Below are 16,897 nucleotides of genomic sequence, written 5' to 3'. Positions count from 1 at the left end.
TCTCCGCGACATTGCTGGAAAAGATGGATTGCTTCGCTGCGCTCGCAATGACGGCAGAGAGTCATGCATCTCGCAAGTGGGTATAAGTTAGAGCGTTCATCTGTTTAATGAACGCCCTAACCCTGCTTGGCCTTGCGCCGGTGGGTGAGGCTCTCGACCAACACCCCGGCGATGGCGGCGGCGACATCGGCCAGCGGGCTGGGCTCGCGCCGCCGTCGTCGCCCAAGGAGCAAGCTGCCGCCGAGGCTGATGGCGAGGGCGAACAGCAGCAGCGCCCCGCCGGTGATGGCGGCCGCGGCGGCATCGCCGAAATGCTGGGCGAGCCAGATGCAGAACCCGGCCACAAGGAAAGCCAGCCCCGCGAGGACGAGGCAGAGCGACATGGTAGCGAGGGCGCACCAGAGGGCGGCATGCTTGGCCATCCGGCCGGCGCAGCGGGCTAAGGACATGCTCAGTGGCGGCGCAGCAGGCGCGCGGCGAGCAGCCCGATGCCGAAGGCGATGGCGACGCTGGTGATCGGCCGGGCGCTGACCTCATGCTCCAGCCTGCACATGGCGTCCTTGCCCGAGTCCCTAAGCTTGCCCGCCAGATCTTCCAGATCCTCCTCCAGCGAGTCGACGCGTGAGGACACCCCCACGCTATCCAGATAGGCGGTGATGCGGTCCAGCGCGGCGTGGGCGTTGTCGCTCAGTCGCTCGCGGATCCCGGCCATTTCGGCCCGGATATGCTCGAATTCCTGTTTCAAGTACTCGATATTGATGCGGTGTTCCGGCTTGCTCTGCGGCTCGCTCATGCTCCAGTCTCCTGCGACAAGATTGGCGTATACCGGCACTATAAGCATTTCGGTGCCGTTACGCTATCATTGCACGTCTCGTGGGGGTGGTCTTGCATGCAAAATTGGATGAATCTGTGCGGAGCTGTGGCGGTGCTGGCGGGCGGTATCCTCGCCGCCCCGGCGGCGCGGGCGCAGGCCGGGCCTTTTCCCGGCGCACCGAACTCGCTTGCGCCGCTGGTCTCGGCGGTGGCACCGAGCGTGGTCGGCATCGCGGTCACCGAGGCTTCAGGCCAAGCCGCCAAGGCCCCGGCCACCTCTGGGGGCGCGCATCAGCCGCAGCTTTCGGAGGCGGCCGGTTCGGGCTTCATCATCAGCCCGGACGGAATGATCGTCACCAACGACCATGTCATCGCCGGGGCGGAGCACATTACCGTGACGCTGGATGACGGCGCGCGCTACACCGCCCGGCTGGTCGGCGCGGATGACCTGACCGATATTGCGATCATTAAAATATCTTCATCCTCGCCGCTGCACCCGGCCCGCTGGGGGAATTCCGCCAAGGTGCGGGTGGGGGACTGGGCGCTGGCGGCGGGCAACCCCTTCGCGCTGGGGAATTCCTTCACCCTGGGCATCGTCTCCGCCGAGGGGCGGAATGTGGGCGACGGCCCGTTCACGCATTTCCTGCAGCTCGACGCGCCGATCAATCCGGGCAATTCCGGCGGTCCGTCCTTTAACATGGCGGGCGAGGTGATCGGCATAAATTCAGCAATTGTCTCGCCTTCCGGCGGGTCGGTCGGGGTGGCCTTCGCCATCCCGAGCAACAGCGCGGCCCCGATCGTGGCGACGCTGATCGCCCATGGCGCGGTGGCGCGCGGCTGGCTCGGGGTTTCGGTGGCGGATGCGCCGGGCGGCGTGCTAATCAGCGCCATTGAGCCGGGCGGCCCGGCAGATAATGCGGGACTGGCGCCGGGAGATGTGGTAATCTCAGTTAACAATGAAGTCATTTCAGATTCTTCGGGGCTGACGCGCGCCATTGCCTCCATGCCACCGGGCAGTAAGGTAATGCTTGGAGTGAGCAGTAATGGTCACGTTTCGCATTTGCAGGTCGTGGTTGGCCGCCGGCCGGCCCAGCTAGGGGAATGAATAAAAATGCGCATACTTGTCGTTGAGGACGACAAAGACGTAGCCGGTTTCGTTGTCAAAGGCCTGCGCGAGGCCGGTCATGCCGTGGAATATGCCGATAACGGCCGCGATGGGTTGTTCCTCGCGGCGTCTGAGAATTTCGACGCGATCATCCTCGACCGCATGCTGCCAGGGGGGATCGACGGTCTTCGCTTGCTGGAAACATTGCGGGCTCAGGACAATACCACGCCCGTAGTGTTTTTGTCGGCGCTGACCCAGGTGGATGACCGGGTGCGCGGGCTGAAGGCCGGCGGTGACGACTACCTGACCAAGCCTTTCGCCTTCGCCGAGCTGCTGGCCCGGGTGGAGGCGATGGCCCGGCGCGGCAAGGGCGACGGCCCGGCGACCCGCCTGATGGTGGGCGACCTGGAGATGGACCTGCTGTCGCGCAGCGTGCGCCGCGGGGCGCAGAAGATCGACCTGCAGCCGCGCGAGTTCCGCCTGCTGGAATATCTGATGCGCCATGCCGGCCAGGTGGTGACGCGCACCATGCTGCTCGAAGGCGTGTGGGACTACCATTTCGACCCGCAAACCAACGTGATCGACGTGCATATCTCCCGCCTGCGGCAGAAGATAGACAAGCCATTCGACCAGCCGCTGCTGCATACCGTGCGCAACGCCGGCTACATGCTGCGCGCCGAGGAAGCGTAGCCCCGAACGCCACATGGATGTGCCCCAGCCCCTGACGCCAGACACCAGGCGAATGCAGGACACGCCCAGGCCGGAAAACGGCGCGGCGCGGCGCACACAACCGCTGATCCGCTCGGCCGGAATCCGCTTCGCCCTCAGCTACGGCGTTGTCTTCGTCCTGGCGGCCTTCGTGCTCGCCTTCTCGCTGTGGCATTCCACGGCCGACGTGTTGCAGCAGCAGGTGCAGAGTTCCATCCATGACGATGTCACCCTGCTTGCCGAGCATGACCAGCTCGGCGGCGCGCAGTCAGTAGCCGCGGCCCTGCGGGAGCGTCTCGCCAACCAGGAGAACGCCGACGGGATCTATCTGCTGGTTGATGCCGCCGGCGACCGGGTGGCCGGCAATCTGGACCAATGGCCTGTCGGGCTGACGCAGATGGACACCTGGTACCAGCTGCCGGTGCACCGGCGCGGCGAGGCATCGGTGGCGCTGCTGCGCGCCATGCAGCTGCCGACCGGCGAGAAGCTGCTGGTGGGCCGCGACGTGCGCGCCCTGATCGGCCTGCGCGACACGCTGCGCGACGCCATGATCGGCGCCGCCAGCCTCATCGTAGTGCTGGGGCTGCTAAGCACCTTGCTTATCCGCGCCCTGTTCCGGGGGGTGGTCCGCGACATCTCGGCCACGACCCGCGCCATAGCCCAGGGCGATCTCTCACGCCGCGTGCCGCGCACCGGCAAGGGCGACGAGTTCGACGAGCTGGCCGGGCTGATCAACGACATGCTGGACCGCATCTCCCGGCTGATGGATGGGGTGCGGCAGGTCTCCAACGCTATTGCGCACGACCTGCGCACGCCGATCACCCGTGCCCGCGCGCGGCTGGAGGATGCGGCTGCCCATGCGCGCTCGCCTGAGGCGGTGCAGAATGCGATCGAGCGCGCGACCCAGGATCTCGACGGCATTGTCCGGGTGTTCGAGGCATTGCTGCGCATCGCGGAGATCGAGGCCGGCGCCCGCCGCGCGGCCTTCTTCACGGTGGATCTCTCGCCCATGCTGCGCGACATGGATGAGCTCTACCACGCCGTGGCCGAAGAGCGGGGGTTGCACCTGCAAACCAACATCACCGCCCAGCTGCCAGTGTTCGGCGACCGGGAGCTGGTGCAGCAGGCCGTGGCCAACCTGCTCGACAATGCGCTGAAATTCTCCCCCTCGGGCGCGGTAATCCGGTTATCCGCCGTGCTCGATGAAAGTATGGTGGAAATCAGCGTTGCCGATCGCGGGCCGGGGATCGCCGAGCCGGATCGCACCCGCGCCACCGAGCGCTTCTTCCGCGCCGAAACCGCCCGCAACACCGAGGGCTCCGGGCTTGGCTTGGCGCTGGTGGCCGCCGTGGCGCAGCTGCATAACGGCACGCTGGAGCTGCTGGACAATAGCCCTGGCCTGTGCGCGGTGCTTCGCATTCCGGCACAGCCCGCCGCGGCATAAAAACGGCGCCGGTTGCCCGGCGCCGCTGTATCGCGTGGTGTGCGGCGAGGCTTCAGGCCTTGATCACCGCCGCCGCCGTCTCCAGGTCGCGCTCGATGCCGTCCAGCACCTGCGGGGAGCGCCGCTTGACGAAGCTGAACCAGGCGAAGCCGATCAGCAGGTAGGCGGCAAAGGCGTAGGGGAAGTAGTTGTACGGCGCCGCAGGCACCGGATACACCGAGCCGCCCAGGGCGAACAGCATGAATACCACGCCCAGCGCGCCGATCACCACGTCGCCCGCCTTCAGCTCGCCCGTGCGCTTGAGGAACACAGGTGCTGCGATGGAGCAGAGCAGATAGACGATGATGAAGCCGAACGAGGCCAGCGTGCCATACCAGCCATAGGTGTTGGTCTCGGCCTGGCTGGCGAAGGCGGCGCAGACGAGGAGGTTCAGCACAGCGCCGGCGCTGAGCGCGGCGATCGGGGTGCGGTGCGTCTTATGCACCAGGCCCATGGAATTGTGCACGAACTGGTAGCGCCCGAGCGAGAACAGCATCCGGCCAAAGGCATTCAGCGAGGCCAGGGCGCAGGCGAAGGAGGAGATGGTGGCGCCGAAATACACCGGCGCGGTCATCCACTTGCCGACATGGTTGGCGATATCACCCAGCGGCGCCGAGGAATTGCCCAGGTTGGTGCCGTTGTCGGCGAAGCCCTGGGTGATGGCGTAGGTGGTGATGGTGAAGAACAAGCCCGAGGCGATGGCCGTCCAGATGATGGCCTTGGGAATGGTGATGTGCGGGTTCCGGGTCTCCTTGCCCAGCGAGGCGGCGGATTCGAAGCCCACGAAGGAGAAGATGGCGAACACGACGGCCTGCGCCACACCGCCGAAGCTCGCCCCGCTCAGGCTCAACTGCGTGGTATCGGGCACGAAATTGTAGTGCGACAGCGTGACGATGACGACGCCGATGATGATGGTGACGGAAATCGCCTCCAGCGTGAGGCCGATGCGCGAGGAGATGCGGATATCGCGCGTGGCGAACAGCCAGATCAGCCCGGAGATGATGGCGTACATCAGCGTGTTGGGGATGGCGAGCGTGATGCCGATCGAGGAGAAGAAGGTCTTCACGAAGATGGAGGTGGCGACGGTAAGCGCCATGGCGGTGAAGAGATAGGCCGCCAGCATCGCCCAGCCGGCGAGCACGCCCCACACCGGGCCCAGACTGCGCGAGACATAAATGAAGAACGAGCCCGCCGCCGGGATCCGTCCCGCCAGCTTGGAGATGTTCAGCGCCACGATGAACAGCGCCACCGTGCACAGCGCGAACACGAACCAGGACGCCGCCCCCGCCATGCCGGCGACGACCGCGACCGAGAGCGCCGGCGTGAGCGTGGGCGAGACATTGGCCACGGATTGGCCAAGCGCCTCGAAAAACGACAGACTATCCTTGCGTAACTCAGACATGAAACCTCCCCGTGGCTTGCGGAAAAACCACCGAGGACCGGCACAGTTAACCCTGAACGCCGCCGGCACGTTACGGCTCCGGCGTTATCGGATTTCTTTTAGCGCAAAAAAAGTTCTTTGCAAGCACGTTTTCGGGGGTGTTGCGCCGGGCGGTTACGCGCCGATCTTGTCCTCCGCGCCGATGCCCAGCTGCTTGAGCTTGCGGTGCAAAGCGCTGCGCTCCATGCCGACGAAATTCGCCGTGCGCGAGATGTTGCCGCCGAAGCGCAGGAGTTGCGCCTGGAGGTACTGCGTCTCGAACACGTCTCGCGCCTCGCGCAGGGGCAGGGAGAGCACGTCCGCAGCCGGGTCGATGGCCAAGGCCTGCGGCGCATGGGCGGAGAGCTCGGTCGGCAGATGTTCGGCATGGAACTGCTCGCCCGGCTCGTTCGAGCGCATGATCATCAGCCAGTCCATGATGTTGCGCAGCTGGCGGACATTGCCCGGCCAGTCATGCGCCTGCAGGGCGGCCACGGCGTCAGATGCCAGGGAGCGGGGCGGCAGGCCGGAGATTTCCGCCGCGTGCCTGAGGAAGCTCTCGGCCAGGGTGGGAATGTCCTCGCGCCGTTCCCGCAACGCCGGCACGCGCAGCGGGACCACGGCGAGGCGGTAGTACAGATCCTCGCGGAACTGCCCGGCGGCGATTTTCGTCTGCACATCCCGCGCCGTGGTGGCCAGCACGCGGATATCCACCTTCACCCGCGCGGTGCCGCCGACGCGCTCGAAGCTCTGGTCCTGCAGCACGCGGGCGATCTTGCCTTGCGTTTCCAGCGGCAGCTCGGAGACTTCATCGAGCAGCAGCGTGCCGCCATGGGCGCGCTCCAGCACGCCGAGCTTGCGCGGGGTGCCCGGCCCTTCCGCGCCCGGCTCCACGCCGAAAAGCTCGGTCTCGAAGCGCTCGGGGGCCAGGATGGCGCAGTTAAGCGCCACGAAGGGGCCGTCCGCGCGGCGGGACTTGGCGTGGATCATGCGCGCCACGGTCTCCTTGCCCGCGCCGGGCGGGCCGGAGATGAGCACGCGCGAGCCGGTGGAGGCGACCTTCTCGATGGCTGAGCGCAGTGAGGCGATGCCATTGCCCTCGCCGATCAGGTTGCTCTCGCCACCCAGGCGCAGGCGCTTCAGCTCCTCGTTCTCCTGGGTCAGCTTAGCCGCTTCCAGCGCGCGCTTGACCACCAGCAGCAGTCGGTCGGAGTTGAAGGGCTTCTCGATGAAGTCGTAGGCGCCGCGCTGGATCGCGGCAACGGCGGTCTCGATGGTGCCGTGGCCGGAGATCATCACCACCGGCACGCGCGGCTCCTCCTGGTGCAGCGCTTCCAGAATGCCGATGCCGTCCAGCTTCGAGCCCTGCAGCCAGACGTCGAGAATCACGAGATTCGGGCGGCGCGCGCGGAAGGCGGCCAGCGCCTCGTCGGAAGTTCCGGCGCTGCGGGCCTCGTAGCCTTCGTCGCGCAAAATCGCTTCGACCAGCATCCGGATATCCGGCTCGTCATCCACGATGAGTATCTCGGTCATCCCGCGGGCAACTCCCTCACATCATCCAACGCCGCAGTTTCGGCCAGCGCTGGCAGGCTCAACGATACTTCCGCGCCTACCCCGCCAGGGGCCGGTTTCAGTTCCAGCCGCCCACCATGGTCCTCCATGATCTTGGCGACAATGGCAAGGCCAAGCCCGGTGCCTTTCGGCTTGTGCGTCACATAGGGTTCGATTAGCCGGGCGCGGTCCGTCTCCGGCAGGCCGATACCGTCATCGGTCACGCTGAGCACCGCCATGCCGCCCTGCGCGGCAAGGCGCAGCGATACGTGCTTGGCGCCCTCGCGCATTCCCACCGCATCCGCCGCGTTCTGCAGCAGGTTGGTCAGCGCCTGGCCGAGCAAGCGGCGGTCGCACACGGCGCGCAGGGGCTGGTCGATACTGACTGCCCAGTCGATCTGCGGATGGGCGACGCGCTGCAGCACCATCGCCTCGCGGGCGATGCGTTCCAGCGATTCGGCGTGCATCACCGGTGCTGGCATGCGCGCGAAGGACGAGAACTCATCCACCATGCGGCCGATATCGCTGACATGGCGCACGATCGTCTCGGCGCACTGGGTGAAGCTCTCGGGGTCGGAGGTGATCTCCTTGGCGAAGCGGCGCTTCAGCCGCTCGGCGGAAAGCTGGATGGGGGTGAGCGGGTTCTTGATCTCGTGCGCGATGCGCCGGGCGACATCCGCCCAGGCCGCCTTGCGCTGCGCCGCCATCAATTCCGTCACGTCGTCGAAGGTCACGATAAACCCATCCGGAACCCCTGAATTCATCTCCGCGCCGATCCGCACCAGCAGCGAACGCTTGTGCATGGCCAGGCCGTGCTCGACCTGCGCCGTCGCCGGACGTTCGGGTGCCGCCATCACCGTGGCGATCAGCGGGGCGAATTCGGGCACCACTTCGGCCAGATTCCGGCCAATCTGCGGCACGAGATCGAGTCTCAGCAATTCCGAAGCGGCGCGGTTGGGCAGCTCGACGCGGCCCTTCTTGTCCAGGCCGATCACGCCGGCGGAGACGCCGTCCAGCACCGTCTCGGTAAAGCGGCGGCGCACCTCGAGCTGGTTGTTCACGTCCAGCAATTCGCTGCGCTGGGCGGCGAGCTGCGCCGTCATGCGGTTGAACGCGCGCGACAGCCCGGCCACCTCGTCGCCGGTCGCGGTTTCCGGCACGCGCACCGCGAGGTCGCCCTCGCGCACCTTCTCGGCGGCGCGGATCAGATGCCCGATCGGCTTGGCGATCTGGTTGGCGATGACAAGGCCGAACCCGACCAGGGCCGAGAGCACCAGCAGCGTCAGCACAGCGATGATCAGCGCGAAGGAGATCTCCAGGCTGGCGCGGTTCCTGGACAGGCGCTGATATTCCGCCACGGCCTGCTGCGTCTTGTTCACGTGGTCGAGAATCGCGGGGTCGACCGGCTTCTCGATCATCAGCATCAGCGGCGGGGTGATATCCAGCTTGATGACCGCCTGTTCCACCGTGCTGCCCGGCGGGCTGACCACCGGCACCTGCCCCGTGCTGGCCTGAGCAATCGTCCGCGCATCCGGCACGGTGGCCGCCATGCCGGCGAACAGCCCGGCGGAGGCGACGATCTCTCCGCTCAGCGGTTCGAAGATCACCGCCTGGGTCAGGCCGCGCACCGTCGCCTGGCTGACCAGATAGGAGGCGAACTCGTTCGGGTTGCCGAAAAACCCGGAGCTGCCCTGGGACAAATCGTCGGCCATGGCCAGCGCATCCAGCCGGATTTCGTTGTCGTGCTCCTCCAGATAGCCCTGCGCCACCTGGTTGCTCTCGTCCAGCGCCGTCTGCACACGCTGGTTGAACCAGGCCTGGATGCCGAAGTTGAAGAACACCGTGGCGAAGATCGCCACCAGGATCGCCGGCACCGCGGCCACGCCGCCGAACAGGAACACCAGCCGCACATGCAGCCGCGCACCCGCAGCACCCCGCCGGTGCTCCAGCAGGATGCGCGTGACGCGCCCGGCCAGCACGATGATGAGCAGCAGCAGGGCGGCGAAATCGGCGACGATCATGCCCACCGCCACGCCGGAATGCACCGAGAGCTTCACCCGCCCGGCCAGGATGCCGAACGAGGCCAGCCCCAGCAGCAGCGCCGTCGACGCCACCAGCAGGGTGGAAACGCGCCCGAGCATCAGGTCCGCGACATAGGCCCAGCCGGAGCGCGGCGCGATGTCACTTCCGTTCGGCGTGGGGCGATCAGCCTCGGGCAAGGCGCTTCATCCCACCCGGCGCTGCACGCCGATGCCGTGCTCGCGGATCTTCTTGCGCAGCGTGTTGCGGTTAAGCCCAAGCAGGGCGGCGGCGCGGATCTGGTTGCCGCGGGTCTCGGCCAGCGTCATGCGGATGAGCGGGCGTTCCAACTCCGCCAAAGCGCGTTCATACAGCACACCTTCCTCGCCGGATTCACGGATGGCCGTGAGCAGCCGGGCGATATGGCGCTCGACCACGGTGGTCATGCCGTCCGCGTCGTCGCTGACGGCGGTGGGGGCGGGTTCCTCGGCCACGGCGTAATCGGCGAGTTCCTGGGCCAGGATTTCCTCGGTGATGACCGGCTGCGGCACCAGGGCGGCGAGGCGGCGGATCAGGTTTTCCAGCTCGCGCACATTGCCCGGCCAGCGATAGGCCGAGAGCAGGGCCATGGCCGCGGGGTCGATGGTTTTCGCCGGCAGCCCCTCGGCCTGGGCCTTGTTGAGGAAATGCTGGGCCAGAACGGGGATGTCGTCCGGGCGCTCACGAAGGGGAGGGAGCCGGATGGGCACGACGTTGAGGCGGTAGAACAGGTCCTCGCGGAACTGGCCGGAGCGGATCAGCGCCCGCAGGTCGCGGTGGGTGGCGGCGATGATGCGGGCATTGGCGCGGATCGGCTGGCGCCCGCCGACGGTGGTGTATTCGCCCTCCTGCAGCACGCGCAGCAGGCGGGTCTGCGCCTCGGGCGGCATGTCGCCGATCTCGTCCAAGAAGAGCGTGCCGCCGCCGGCCTGCTCGAAGCGCCCGACATGCCGGTTGGTGGCGCCGGTGAAGGCGCCGCGCTCATGCCCGAACAGCTCGGACTCGATCAGCTCGCGCGGGATCGCCGCCATGTTGATGGCGACGAACGGCCCCTGGCGCCGCCGCCCGTAATCGTGCAGCGCGCGCGCCACCAGCTCCTTGCCGGCGCCGGATTCGCCGTTGATCATCACCGTGAGGTCGGTGGTCGTGAGCCGGGCGATGACGCGGTAGATCTCCTGCATCGCGGGCGAGCGCCCGATCAGCGGCAGGGCGTCATCCTCGGCCGGCTCCGCGGCCTTGGCATGGGCGGCCAGCGAGATGGGCTGCTTCAGCGCACGGTCCACCACGGCGAGCAGGTCGGCCAAGTCGAAGGGCTTGGGCAGGTACTCGAACGCGCCGCGCTGGGTGGCCTGCACGGCGGTGGTCAGCGTGCTTTGCGCGCTCATCACGATCACCGGCAGTTCCGGGCGGATGCGGCGGATGCGCGGGATCAGGTCCAGCCCGTTCTCGTCGGGCATGATGACATCGGTGATGACGACATCGCCCTCGCCATCCTCCACCCAGCGCCACAGCGTGGCGGCGGAGGCGGTGGCGCGCACCTGGTACCCGGCGCGGCCCAGCGCCTGGGTCAGCACGGTACGGATCGAGCGGTCATCATCGGCGACGAGAATGGTAGGCAGGGTCATGATTTTGTTCAGGTGCTTTCGTTCGGGTCTTCGTACACCGGCAGATGAATGCGGAATTCCGAGCGGCCCGGCCGGCTGTCCACGTCGATCAGCCCGCCATGGTCGGCGACGATCTTGGCGACCAGCGCCAGGCCGAGGCCCGAGCCCGCCGCCTTGGTGGAGACGAAGGGCTCGAACAGATGCCGGCGGATATCCTCGGGGATTCCGGGGCCGTTATCGCGCACGGAGACGAAAATGGGCAGGTTGGGGCGGGAGCGCCCGGCCGAGGCCGAGAGCCGCACGCCATGCTGGAAGCCGGTGGTGAGGTGGATCTCGCCATCCTGCCGGCCGGCGCCCTCGATCGCCTCGGCGCCGTTCTTGATGAGGTTGAGCAGGACCTGGATCAGCTGGTCGCGGTTGCCGAGCACATGCGGCAGGCTCGGGTCGTAGCTCTCGACGAACTTGATCCGCGTGGCGAAGCCGCTGCCCGCGAGCTTGCGCACATGCTCCAGCACGCGGTGGATGTTCACGCCCTGGCGCTCCAGCTTCTTCTCGCCGAAGGTTTCCATGCGCTCCACCATGGCGCGGATGCGGTCCGCCTCGTCGCGGATCAGCACGGCGAGTTCACGGTCCGCGGGCGGGGCGCTCATCTCCAGCAGCTGCGCAGCACCCCGAATGCCGGAGAGCGGGTTCTTCACCTCATGCGCCAGGATCGCCGCCATGCCGGTAATGCTGCGGGCCGCGTTGCGGGCGGACATCTGCTGGTCCAGCGCCATGGCGGCGGATTCGTCCTGCAGCGTCAGCGCCACATGGCCGGGCTTGTCGAGCATCGGCGCCGCTTGCACCGAGCAGCCGCGCCGGGTCATGCGCGGGCCCTCCAGCACCAGATTATGCTCGGCGATGCTAACCCCGCTGCACCGGGCCCGTTCCAGCATCAGGAACACCGGATGGTCCACGGGCAGGACATCGTTGAGCGGGGTGTGCAGCAGCAGCGCCTTGGAAGCGCCGAAGAACTCCTCCGCCGCGTAGTTCACGGCGGCGAACATGTCGTTCTCGTCCAGCACCGCCACCGCGATGGGCAGGGTTTCCAGGATATGGCCGGTGTCGATGGGCGGGCGCGCCTGCGCTTTTGGCCGCTTGCCCAGGCCGAATGCCTTGCGCAGGCCGCTCATGCCGCGCAGGCCTCGGTGTATGCGCCAGCCTCGCCGCCGGCGGGGGGCATCTCGTCCTGGCGGACAAAACCCTGCTCGATCAGCGGGTCGTAGAATTCGTCGATCAGCGCTTCCACCGCAGCGCCGCTGTCCAGCCGGTTCATGGCCGCGCGGAAGGCGGCGGAGCCGCGCAGGCCATGGCTGTACCAGGCGACATGCTTGCGCGCGAGGCGCACGCCGCCCTTCTCGCCGAAATGCGCGCGGATGGCGCGGTAATGCCGCAGCAGGATGTGCTTCTGCTCGGGGAGGGAGGGGGGTGCGGTGAGAGTGCCGGTGGTCAGGTAATCGATCACCTGCTGCAGGAACCAGGGGCGGCCATAGGAGCCGCGGCCGATCATCACGCCATCGGCGCCGGAGCGGCGCAGCGCCTCTTCTGCCTTGTGTTCGGTGGTGATGTCGCCATTGACGATGACGGGCAGCTTCACCGCCTCCTTCACCTGGCGCACGAAATCCCAGTTCGCCACGCCCTCGTAGAATTGCTGGCGGGTGCGGCCATGCACCGTGATCATGGTGATACCCGATTCCTCGGCGATGCGCGCCAATGCGGGGGCGTTCAGGCTGTTATGGTCCCAGCCCATGCGCATCTTCAGCGTCACCGGCACGTCCACGGCGCGGGCGGTGGCTTCCAGGATCTTGCCCGCCAGAACCTCGTCGCGCATCAGCGCGGAACCGGCCGTCTGGCCGATCGCCACTTTTTTCACCGGGCAGCCGAAATTTATATCTACAAGGTCCGCACCAAGCCCGACGGCGATCTTCGCCGCCTCGGCCATCGCCTCCGGCTCGCACCCCGCCAACTGCACCGAGGATGGTCCGCCGCTTGCCACGACCTCGGCCATGCGCAGCGTATTGCGGTTTTCACGCACCATGGCCCAGGAGGCGATCATCTCGGACACCACCAGCCCGGCGCCCATTTCTTTTACCAGGGCGCGGAAGGGCAGGTCCGTCACGCCCGAAAGTGGCGCGAGAATGACCGGGTGCTGCAATGTCACCTGCCGGGCGCCAGAACCGAGCGTGACCGGCTTGATCAGGGGCTGCGTCGAAATGCTCATGATTTGTGCAAAGTACCGTTCGCAAGCGCGGCATGCAATGACCTTGCGGCATAAAGGTTGACGGTTCGGCGCCAGCCCGTACATCTCGGCCCGGTAAAACATGGAGCATACATCATGATTCCCCGCATCGGCACCGGTTTTGACGTTCACGCCATGGCGGAGGGCCGCAAGATGATCATCTGCGGCGTCGAGGTGCCGCATGAAAAGGGCCTGGCCGGGCATTCGGACGCCGATGTCGGCATCCATGCGCTGTGCGACGCGATCTACGGCGCCCTGGCGGAGGGTGATATCGGCCGGCATTTCCCGCCCTCCGAGAACACATGGAAGGACGCGGACAGCGCCCGTTTCCTGCGCCATGCGGCCGAGCGCATTGCCGCGCGCGGCGGCAAGCTGGCCAATGCGGACGTCACCATCATCTGCGAGCGCCCCAAAATCACCCCGCATGCCCCGGCCATGCGCGCCCGGCTGGCGGAATTGCTGGGGGTTTCCATCGATCTGATCTCGGTGAAGGCGACGACGACAGAAAAACTCGGCTTCACCGGCCGGGGCGAGGGGATTGCGGCCCAGGCTGCCGTAATCGTCATGGTGCCGGCCTAATGCGCTGAAGCATCGTGCATGCGCCGCGCAGGGGGCGTGAAAAGGCAGATGAACAAAAGTGCACAAAACCTGCAAATAGGCATTGCTGCACTGCGTTATAACGTCTGCCTCAGATAGTCGAGGTTAAGCTATATACTTGGCCATAGGATGAGTTATCTCTCCTATTTTTCTTGGACGTTTCCTCCCTAAACTTGGCGGCGCTTTATAGCGCCGCCTTTTTTTTTGATTTCAAGCAATTTGTTTGGTGAGGGCGATGGATGGCGCGCCGCCGAGGAGCGGCCCGGCCTCGGCCAGGGTTGCCTGAAAATGCGGGGACTGCATGTGCGCGTCCACAGCCGCCTGATCCTTGTAGGTTTCGTAGACATAGAACACGCCCGGCGTTTCGAGCGCCTCGTGCAGCACGTATTGGAGGTTGCCCGGCTCTTGGCGGCTGGGTGCCACCAGCCCGGAGAGCACGGCGCGCAGCGCGTCGGCCTTGCCGGGGGCGGCGGTCAGAGTGGCGAAGATATGAATGGCGGTGGAAGGCATTCTAGTTCCCCTATGATGATTTGGTGTCGGCATGGGGAGCCTATCCGGCGGCCTCGGGCCGGGGCAAGGGGGAATGAAGTGGGGGGCTTCTGTTGCCCGGTGCCCCCCGAACCGCGCTTAGCTGTTTTTAGGCAGCGACGGCGAATGCAACGTTGTTATCGTTCGCATTTAAAAATTAGCCCGATGACGGCGGTACAATGCCGGGCAAAAGATGGGTCTTTACCACACGTGTCGAGCCTATTTCGCCCCCATATAAGCTGGCCGGCCTGATTCAGACGACGCGGCTGCGCCGCTTCGTCATCAGGACGGCAGGTCCGAAGCCCCTAAAAAGCCTCGAACGATCAGCCAGTCTGGTGGAGGCGCCGGGTACCGCCCCCGGGTCCACAATGTTTATTCCACGCACCGTTTATCACCATAGCCGGCAAGCCGGCAGGACCTATATAGGCGCGACTCGCAGAATGTGAAAGAGGAAGGTCATGACCCTGACGCCCGAACAGACCGCCGAGATCGAATCCGCCCGCGCCCGCACGCACAGCACCCTGCGCCCCACCGTGCCGGCGCTGGAGGAATTGCTGTTCACCGCCTTCCCCGTGCTCGACCACGGCTTTATCCGCGTGGTGGACTATATGGGTGACGATTCCGCCGTGGTGCAGGCGGCGCGTGTCTCCTACGGCCGGGGCACGCGCAAGGCGCTGGAGGATGCCGGGCTGATCCGCTACCTCATGCGCCATTACCACTCGACCCCGTTCGAGATGTGCGAGATCAAGTTCCATGTGAAACTGCCGATCTTCGTGGCGCGGCAATGGATCCGCCACCGCACCGCGAACGTGAACGAATATTCCGCCCGCTATTCCATCCTGGACAAGGATTTTTATCTGCCCACGCCAGAGAACCTGGCGGCGCAATCCACCGATAACCGGCAGGGAAGGGGCGAGGTACTGGACCCGGCCACCGCCGAGCGCGTGCTGAACCTGCTGCGCGAGGATGCGGAGCAGACCTACGGCCATTACGAGGACATGCTGGGCGACGATGTGGGCCTGGCGCGCGAGCTGGCGCGCATGAACCTCACGCTCAACACCTACACGCAATGGTACTGGAAGACGGATCTGCACAATCTCTTCCACTTCCTGCGCCTGCGCGCGGATTCCCACGCCCAGTACGAGATCCGCGTCTATGCGAAAGAGATGCTGAAGATCGTGGAAGCCTGGGTGCCGCTCTCCTTTGCGGCGTTCCGCGACTACCGGCTGGGCGCTGTCACCCTCTCAGCGAAGATGATGGAGCTGTTGAAGCAGATGCTGGCCGGTGAGACGGTGACGCAGGAGGGCTCGGGCCTGTCCAAGCGGGAATGGACGGAGTTCATGGCAGCGATCGGCCGCTAGGCTTCAGGCGGCCGCTTCCGCCCCGGTCTTCAAATCCACCATGATCTCGTCCGCCAGCTTTTCCAGGCTGTGGCGGACGTCATCGACCGCGACATGCGCGGGCACGCTCACCGTAAGCGTGGCGCGGAACATCTCCTCGCCGGTGAAGGGCGCGCTCTCGATTGTGCTGCTCAGCTCCTCGATATTCACGCCGAGCTTGCGCAGGGTCTGGGTCACGTCGCGCACGATGCCGGGGCGCTCATGTCCCAGAACCTCCAGCGACAGCGTCTCGAAGTCCTGAGCCGGAGCTGTCTCGCGCCCCTCGGCCACGGTTACGCTCAGCCCGTCGGCCTGCAGTTCCGCCAGCGCGGCGGTGAGGCCAGGGGCGGCATTGGCCGGCGCCCGCACCAGCACGATGCCGGTGAATTGCCCGGCCAGATGCACCAGCCGGCTTTCCAGCCAGCTGCCGCCGCCCGCCGCGATCTTCTCGGAAATGGCGTTCACCAGGCCGGGCCGGTCGGGACCGATGAAGGTCAGCACGAGGGATGTGGTCATATCTCGTTCTCCGCTCCGGCCTGGTGCTGTTGCTTACTTGTTGTTCCGCTGGCCGAAGAGTTGCAGCAGGAACAGGAACAGGTTGATGAAGTTCAGGTACAAAGTCAGCGCGTCGTACACGCTGCGCTTGCCCGCCATGTCCACGCCGTAGGCGCTGCCGTACTGGATGTAGTCGGCCTTGATGCGCTGCGTGTCGTAGGCGGTGAGGCCGACGAAGACGACCACCCCGATGATGCTGAGGGCGAAGGCCACCGCCGGGGAGTGCAGGAAGATGTTCACCAGCATGGCGATGATGATGCCGAACAGGCCCATCATGAAGAAGCTGCCCCAACTCGTGAGGTCCCTGCCGGTGGTGTAGCCGTACAGGCTGGTGGCGGCGAAGGTGCCGGCGGTGATGAAGAACACCTCCGCGATCGAGGTCTCGGTATAGACCATGAAGATGGTGTTCAGGCTGGCGCCCATGGCCCCGCAGAACACCCAGAACAGCGTCTGCGCCGTTTGGGTGGAAAGCTTGTTCACCCCGAAGCTCAGCACCAGGACAAAGGCGAGCGGCGCGAAGACGGCGATCCAGGAGAGGATGGTCGGCACTTGGACCGTGTTGCCCTGGGCCGTCTGCGCCGTGGTGTAGAACAGCGCGTGCAGGGCAGGGATGGCGAAGATGGCATAGGCAACCAGGCCGGTGAGCACTAGGCCGGAGGCCATCCAGTTATACACGCGCAGCATATAGGCGCGCAGGCCGGCATCCAGCGCCGCGCTGCCATAGGCGGACAAGCCAGTCTGCGCCGTGCGGTAGGGATTATTCGGGTTTAATGCCATGGAAGAAGTTGCTCCTTAAACGGGCCGCAGGGCCCTGGAGT

General features: G+C 66.1%; 15 protein-coding genes, 1 other RNA gene and 1 pseudogene. 5 read left to right on the top strand and 12 right to left on the bottom strand.

Going from position 1 to position 16,897, the window contains the following annotated elements:
* Positions 1-116: 116 nt before the first annotated feature.
* Both ACLPJJ_RS08820 and ACLPJJ_RS08815 read right to left on the bottom strand, forming a co-directional pair.
* Positions 117-449, bottom strand: coding sequence for a hypothetical protein (locus tag ACLPJJ_RS08820; RefSeq protein ID WP_443590601.1), 333 nt, complete (start codon positions 447-449; stop codon positions 117-119).
* A gap of 2 nt (positions 450-451) precedes the next feature.
* Positions 452-793, bottom strand: a complete 342-nt coding sequence (locus tag ACLPJJ_RS08815; RefSeq protein WP_443590600.1) for a DUF883 family protein — start codon at positions 791-793, stop codon at positions 452-454.
* A gap of 108 nt (positions 794-901) precedes the next feature.
* Between ACLPJJ_RS08815 and ACLPJJ_RS08810 the strand changes: the two genes are divergently transcribed.
* From ACLPJJ_RS08810 to ACLPJJ_RS08800, 3 genes are read left to right on the top strand one after another with little or no spacing between them, the layout of a single operon-like run.
* Positions 902-1,918: a trypsin-like peptidase domain-containing protein gene (locus tag ACLPJJ_RS08810; protein WP_443590599.1), complete on the top strand. Its 1,017-nt coding sequence runs from the start codon at positions 902-904 to the stop codon at positions 1,916-1,918.
* A 6-nt stretch (positions 1,919-1,924) separates the two neighbouring features.
* Positions 1,925-2,608: a winged helix-turn-helix domain-containing protein gene (locus tag ACLPJJ_RS08805; protein WP_443590598.1), complete on the top strand. Its 684-nt coding sequence runs from the start codon at positions 1,925-1,927 to the stop codon at positions 2,606-2,608.
* Between the two features lie 13 nt (positions 2,609-2,621).
* Complete coding sequence (locus ACLPJJ_RS08800; RefSeq protein WP_443590597.1) at positions 2,622-4,070, top strand: sensor histidine kinase; 1,449 nt, start codon at positions 2,622-2,624, stop codon at positions 4,068-4,070.
* A gap of 52 nt (positions 4,071-4,122) precedes the next feature.
* Here ACLPJJ_RS08800 and ACLPJJ_RS08795 read toward each other — a convergent pair whose 3' ends face one another.
* The 6 genes from ACLPJJ_RS08795 to dusB all read right to left on the bottom strand — a co-directional run bounded on the left by ACLPJJ_RS08795 (position 4,123) and on the right by dusB (position 13,002).
* A complete protein-coding gene (locus ACLPJJ_RS08795; protein ID WP_443590596.1) occupies positions 4,123-5,511 on the bottom strand; it encodes an APC family permease in 1,389 nt (462 codons plus the stop codon).
* A 153-nt stretch (positions 5,512-5,664) separates the two neighbouring features.
* Positions 5,665-7,062, bottom strand: a complete 1,398-nt coding sequence (gene ntrX, locus ACLPJJ_RS08790) for a nitrogen assimilation response regulator NtrX (protein ID WP_443590595.1) — start codon at positions 7,060-7,062, stop codon at positions 5,665-5,667.
* Positions 7,059-9,221 (bottom strand): ATP-binding protein, encoded by a 2,163-nt coding sequence (locus tag ACLPJJ_RS08785; protein WP_443590602.1) that lies wholly within the window; start codon positions 9,219-9,221, stop codon positions 7,059-7,061. Before ACLPJJ_RS08785 ends, ntrX begins: the two co-directional genes overlap by 4 nt.
* An 84-nt stretch (positions 9,222-9,305) precedes the next feature.
* Entirely contained in the window at positions 9,306-10,763 is a 1,458-nt protein-coding gene (gene ntrC / locus ACLPJJ_RS08780) for a nitrogen regulation protein NR(I) (protein WP_443590594.1), read from the bottom strand.
* Positions 10,764-10,771: 8 nt separating this feature from the next.
* Positions 10,772-11,914 carry a two-component system sensor histidine kinase NtrB gene (locus ACLPJJ_RS08775; RefSeq protein WP_443590593.1) on the bottom strand — a complete coding sequence of 381 codons (1,143 nt, stop codon included), beginning with the start codon at positions 11,912-11,914 and terminating at the stop codon, positions 10,772-10,774.
* Positions 11,911-13,002, bottom strand: a complete 1,092-nt coding sequence (dusB, locus tag ACLPJJ_RS08770) for a tRNA dihydrouridine synthase DusB (protein WP_443590592.1) — start codon at positions 13,000-13,002, stop codon at positions 11,911-11,913. The genes ACLPJJ_RS08775 and dusB overlap by 4 nt, the downstream gene beginning before the upstream one ends.
* 114 nt (positions 13,003-13,116) lie before the next feature.
* Between dusB and ispF the strand changes: the two are divergent.
* A pseudogene (gene ispF / locus ACLPJJ_RS08765) lies at positions 13,117-13,599 on the top strand (2-C-methyl-D-erythritol 2,4-cyclodiphosphate synthase); the annotation flags it as partial.
* 228 nt (positions 13,600-13,827) lie between these two features.
* Here the strand turns inward: ispF and ACLPJJ_RS08760 are convergent.
* Together ACLPJJ_RS08760 and ssrA are read right to left on the bottom strand one after the other, a co-directional pair.
* On the bottom strand, positions 13,828-14,127 hold the full coding sequence (locus ACLPJJ_RS08760) for a putative quinol monooxygenase (protein WP_443590591.1): 300 nt from the start codon (positions 14,125-14,127) through the stop codon (positions 13,828-13,830).
* A 77-nt stretch (positions 14,128-14,204) separates the two neighbouring features.
* Positions 14,205-14,597, bottom strand: a transfer-messenger RNA (tmRNA) gene (gene ssrA / locus ACLPJJ_RS08755).
* Positions 14,598-14,603: 6 nt separating this feature from the next.
* On the opposite strand from ssrA, the gene thyX reads away from it, so the two are divergent.
* The gene (gene thyX / locus ACLPJJ_RS08750) at positions 14,604-15,506 is read left to right on the top strand and encodes an FAD-dependent thymidylate synthase (RefSeq protein WP_443590590.1); all 903 of its coding nucleotides are present in this window, start codon (positions 14,604-14,606) and stop codon (positions 15,504-15,506) included.
* Between the two features lie 3 nt (positions 15,507-15,509).
* Here thyX and ACLPJJ_RS08745 read toward each other — a convergent pair whose 3' ends face one another.
* Together ACLPJJ_RS08745 and ACLPJJ_RS08740 are read right to left on the bottom strand one after the other, a co-directional pair.
* Positions 15,510-16,040 carry a glycine cleavage system protein R gene (locus ACLPJJ_RS08745; protein ID WP_443590589.1) on the bottom strand — a complete coding sequence of 177 codons (531 nt, stop codon included), beginning with the start codon at positions 16,038-16,040 and terminating at the stop codon, positions 15,510-15,512.
* 33 nt (positions 16,041-16,073) lie between these two features.
* Positions 16,074-16,856 (bottom strand): Bax inhibitor-1/YccA family protein, encoded by a 783-nt coding sequence (locus ACLPJJ_RS08740; RefSeq protein WP_443590588.1) that lies wholly within the window; start codon positions 16,854-16,856, stop codon positions 16,074-16,076.
* Positions 16,857-16,897: the final 41 nt, after the last annotated feature.

This window comes from Acidocella sp., assembly GCF_052326845.1.
GTDB lineage: Bacteria > Pseudomonadota > Alphaproteobacteria > Acetobacterales > Acetobacteraceae > Acidocella.
This window is presented reverse-complemented; position numbering and strand designations above follow the sequence as displayed.

Excerpts from the sequence above, each read along its gene's own strand:
- ACLPJJ_RS08820 (WP_443590601.1), bottom strand. The coding sequence starts at position 449 with ATGTCCTTAGCCCGCTGCGCCGGCCGGATGGCCAAGCATGCCGCCCTC.
- ACLPJJ_RS08815 (WP_443590600.1), bottom strand. The coding sequence starts at position 793 with ATGAGCGAGCCGCAGAGCAAGCCGGAACACCGCATCAATATCGAGTAC.
- ACLPJJ_RS08810 (WP_443590599.1), top strand. The coding sequence starts at position 902 with ATGAATCTGTGCGGAGCTGTGGCGGTGCTGGCGGGCGGTATCCTCGCC.
- ACLPJJ_RS08805 (WP_443590598.1), top strand. The coding sequence starts at position 1,925 with ATGCGCATACTTGTCGTTGAGGACGACAAAGACGTAGCCGGTTTCGTT.
- ACLPJJ_RS08800 (WP_443590597.1), top strand. The coding sequence starts at position 2,622 with ATGGATGTGCCCCAGCCCCTGACGCCAGACACCAGGCGAATGCAGGAC.
- ACLPJJ_RS08795 (WP_443590596.1), bottom strand. The coding sequence starts at position 5,511 with ATGTCTGAGTTACGCAAGGATAGTCTGTCGTTTTTCGAGGCGCTTGGC.
- ntrX (WP_443590595.1), bottom strand. The coding sequence starts at position 7,062 with ATGACCGAGATACTCATCGTGGATGACGAGCCGGATATCCGGATGCTG.
- ACLPJJ_RS08785 (WP_443590602.1), bottom strand. The coding sequence starts at position 9,221 with ATGCTCGGGCGCGTTTCCACCCTGCTGGTGGCGTCGACGGCGCTGCTG.
- ntrC (WP_443590594.1), bottom strand. The coding sequence starts at position 10,763 with ATGACCCTGCCTACCATTCTCGTCGCCGATGATGACCGCTCGATCCGT.
- ACLPJJ_RS08775 (WP_443590593.1), bottom strand. The coding sequence starts at position 11,914 with ATGAGCGGCCTGCGCAAGGCATTCGGCCTGGGCAAGCGGCCAAAAGCG.
- dusB (WP_443590592.1), bottom strand. The coding sequence starts at position 13,002 with ATGAGCATTTCGACGCAGCCCCTGATCAAGCCGGTCACGCTCGGTTCT.
- ACLPJJ_RS08760 (WP_443590591.1), bottom strand. The coding sequence starts at position 14,127 with ATGCCTTCCACCGCCATTCATATCTTCGCCACTCTGACCGCCGCCCCC.
- thyX (WP_443590590.1), top strand. The coding sequence starts at position 14,604 with ATGACCCTGACGCCCGAACAGACCGCCGAGATCGAATCCGCCCGCGCC.
- ACLPJJ_RS08745 (WP_443590589.1), bottom strand. The coding sequence starts at position 16,040 with ATGACCACATCCCTCGTGCTGACCTTCATCGGTCCCGACCGGCCCGGC.
- ACLPJJ_RS08740 (WP_443590588.1), bottom strand. The coding sequence starts at position 16,856 with ATGGCATTAAACCCGAATAATCCCTACCGCACGGCGCAGACTGGCTTG.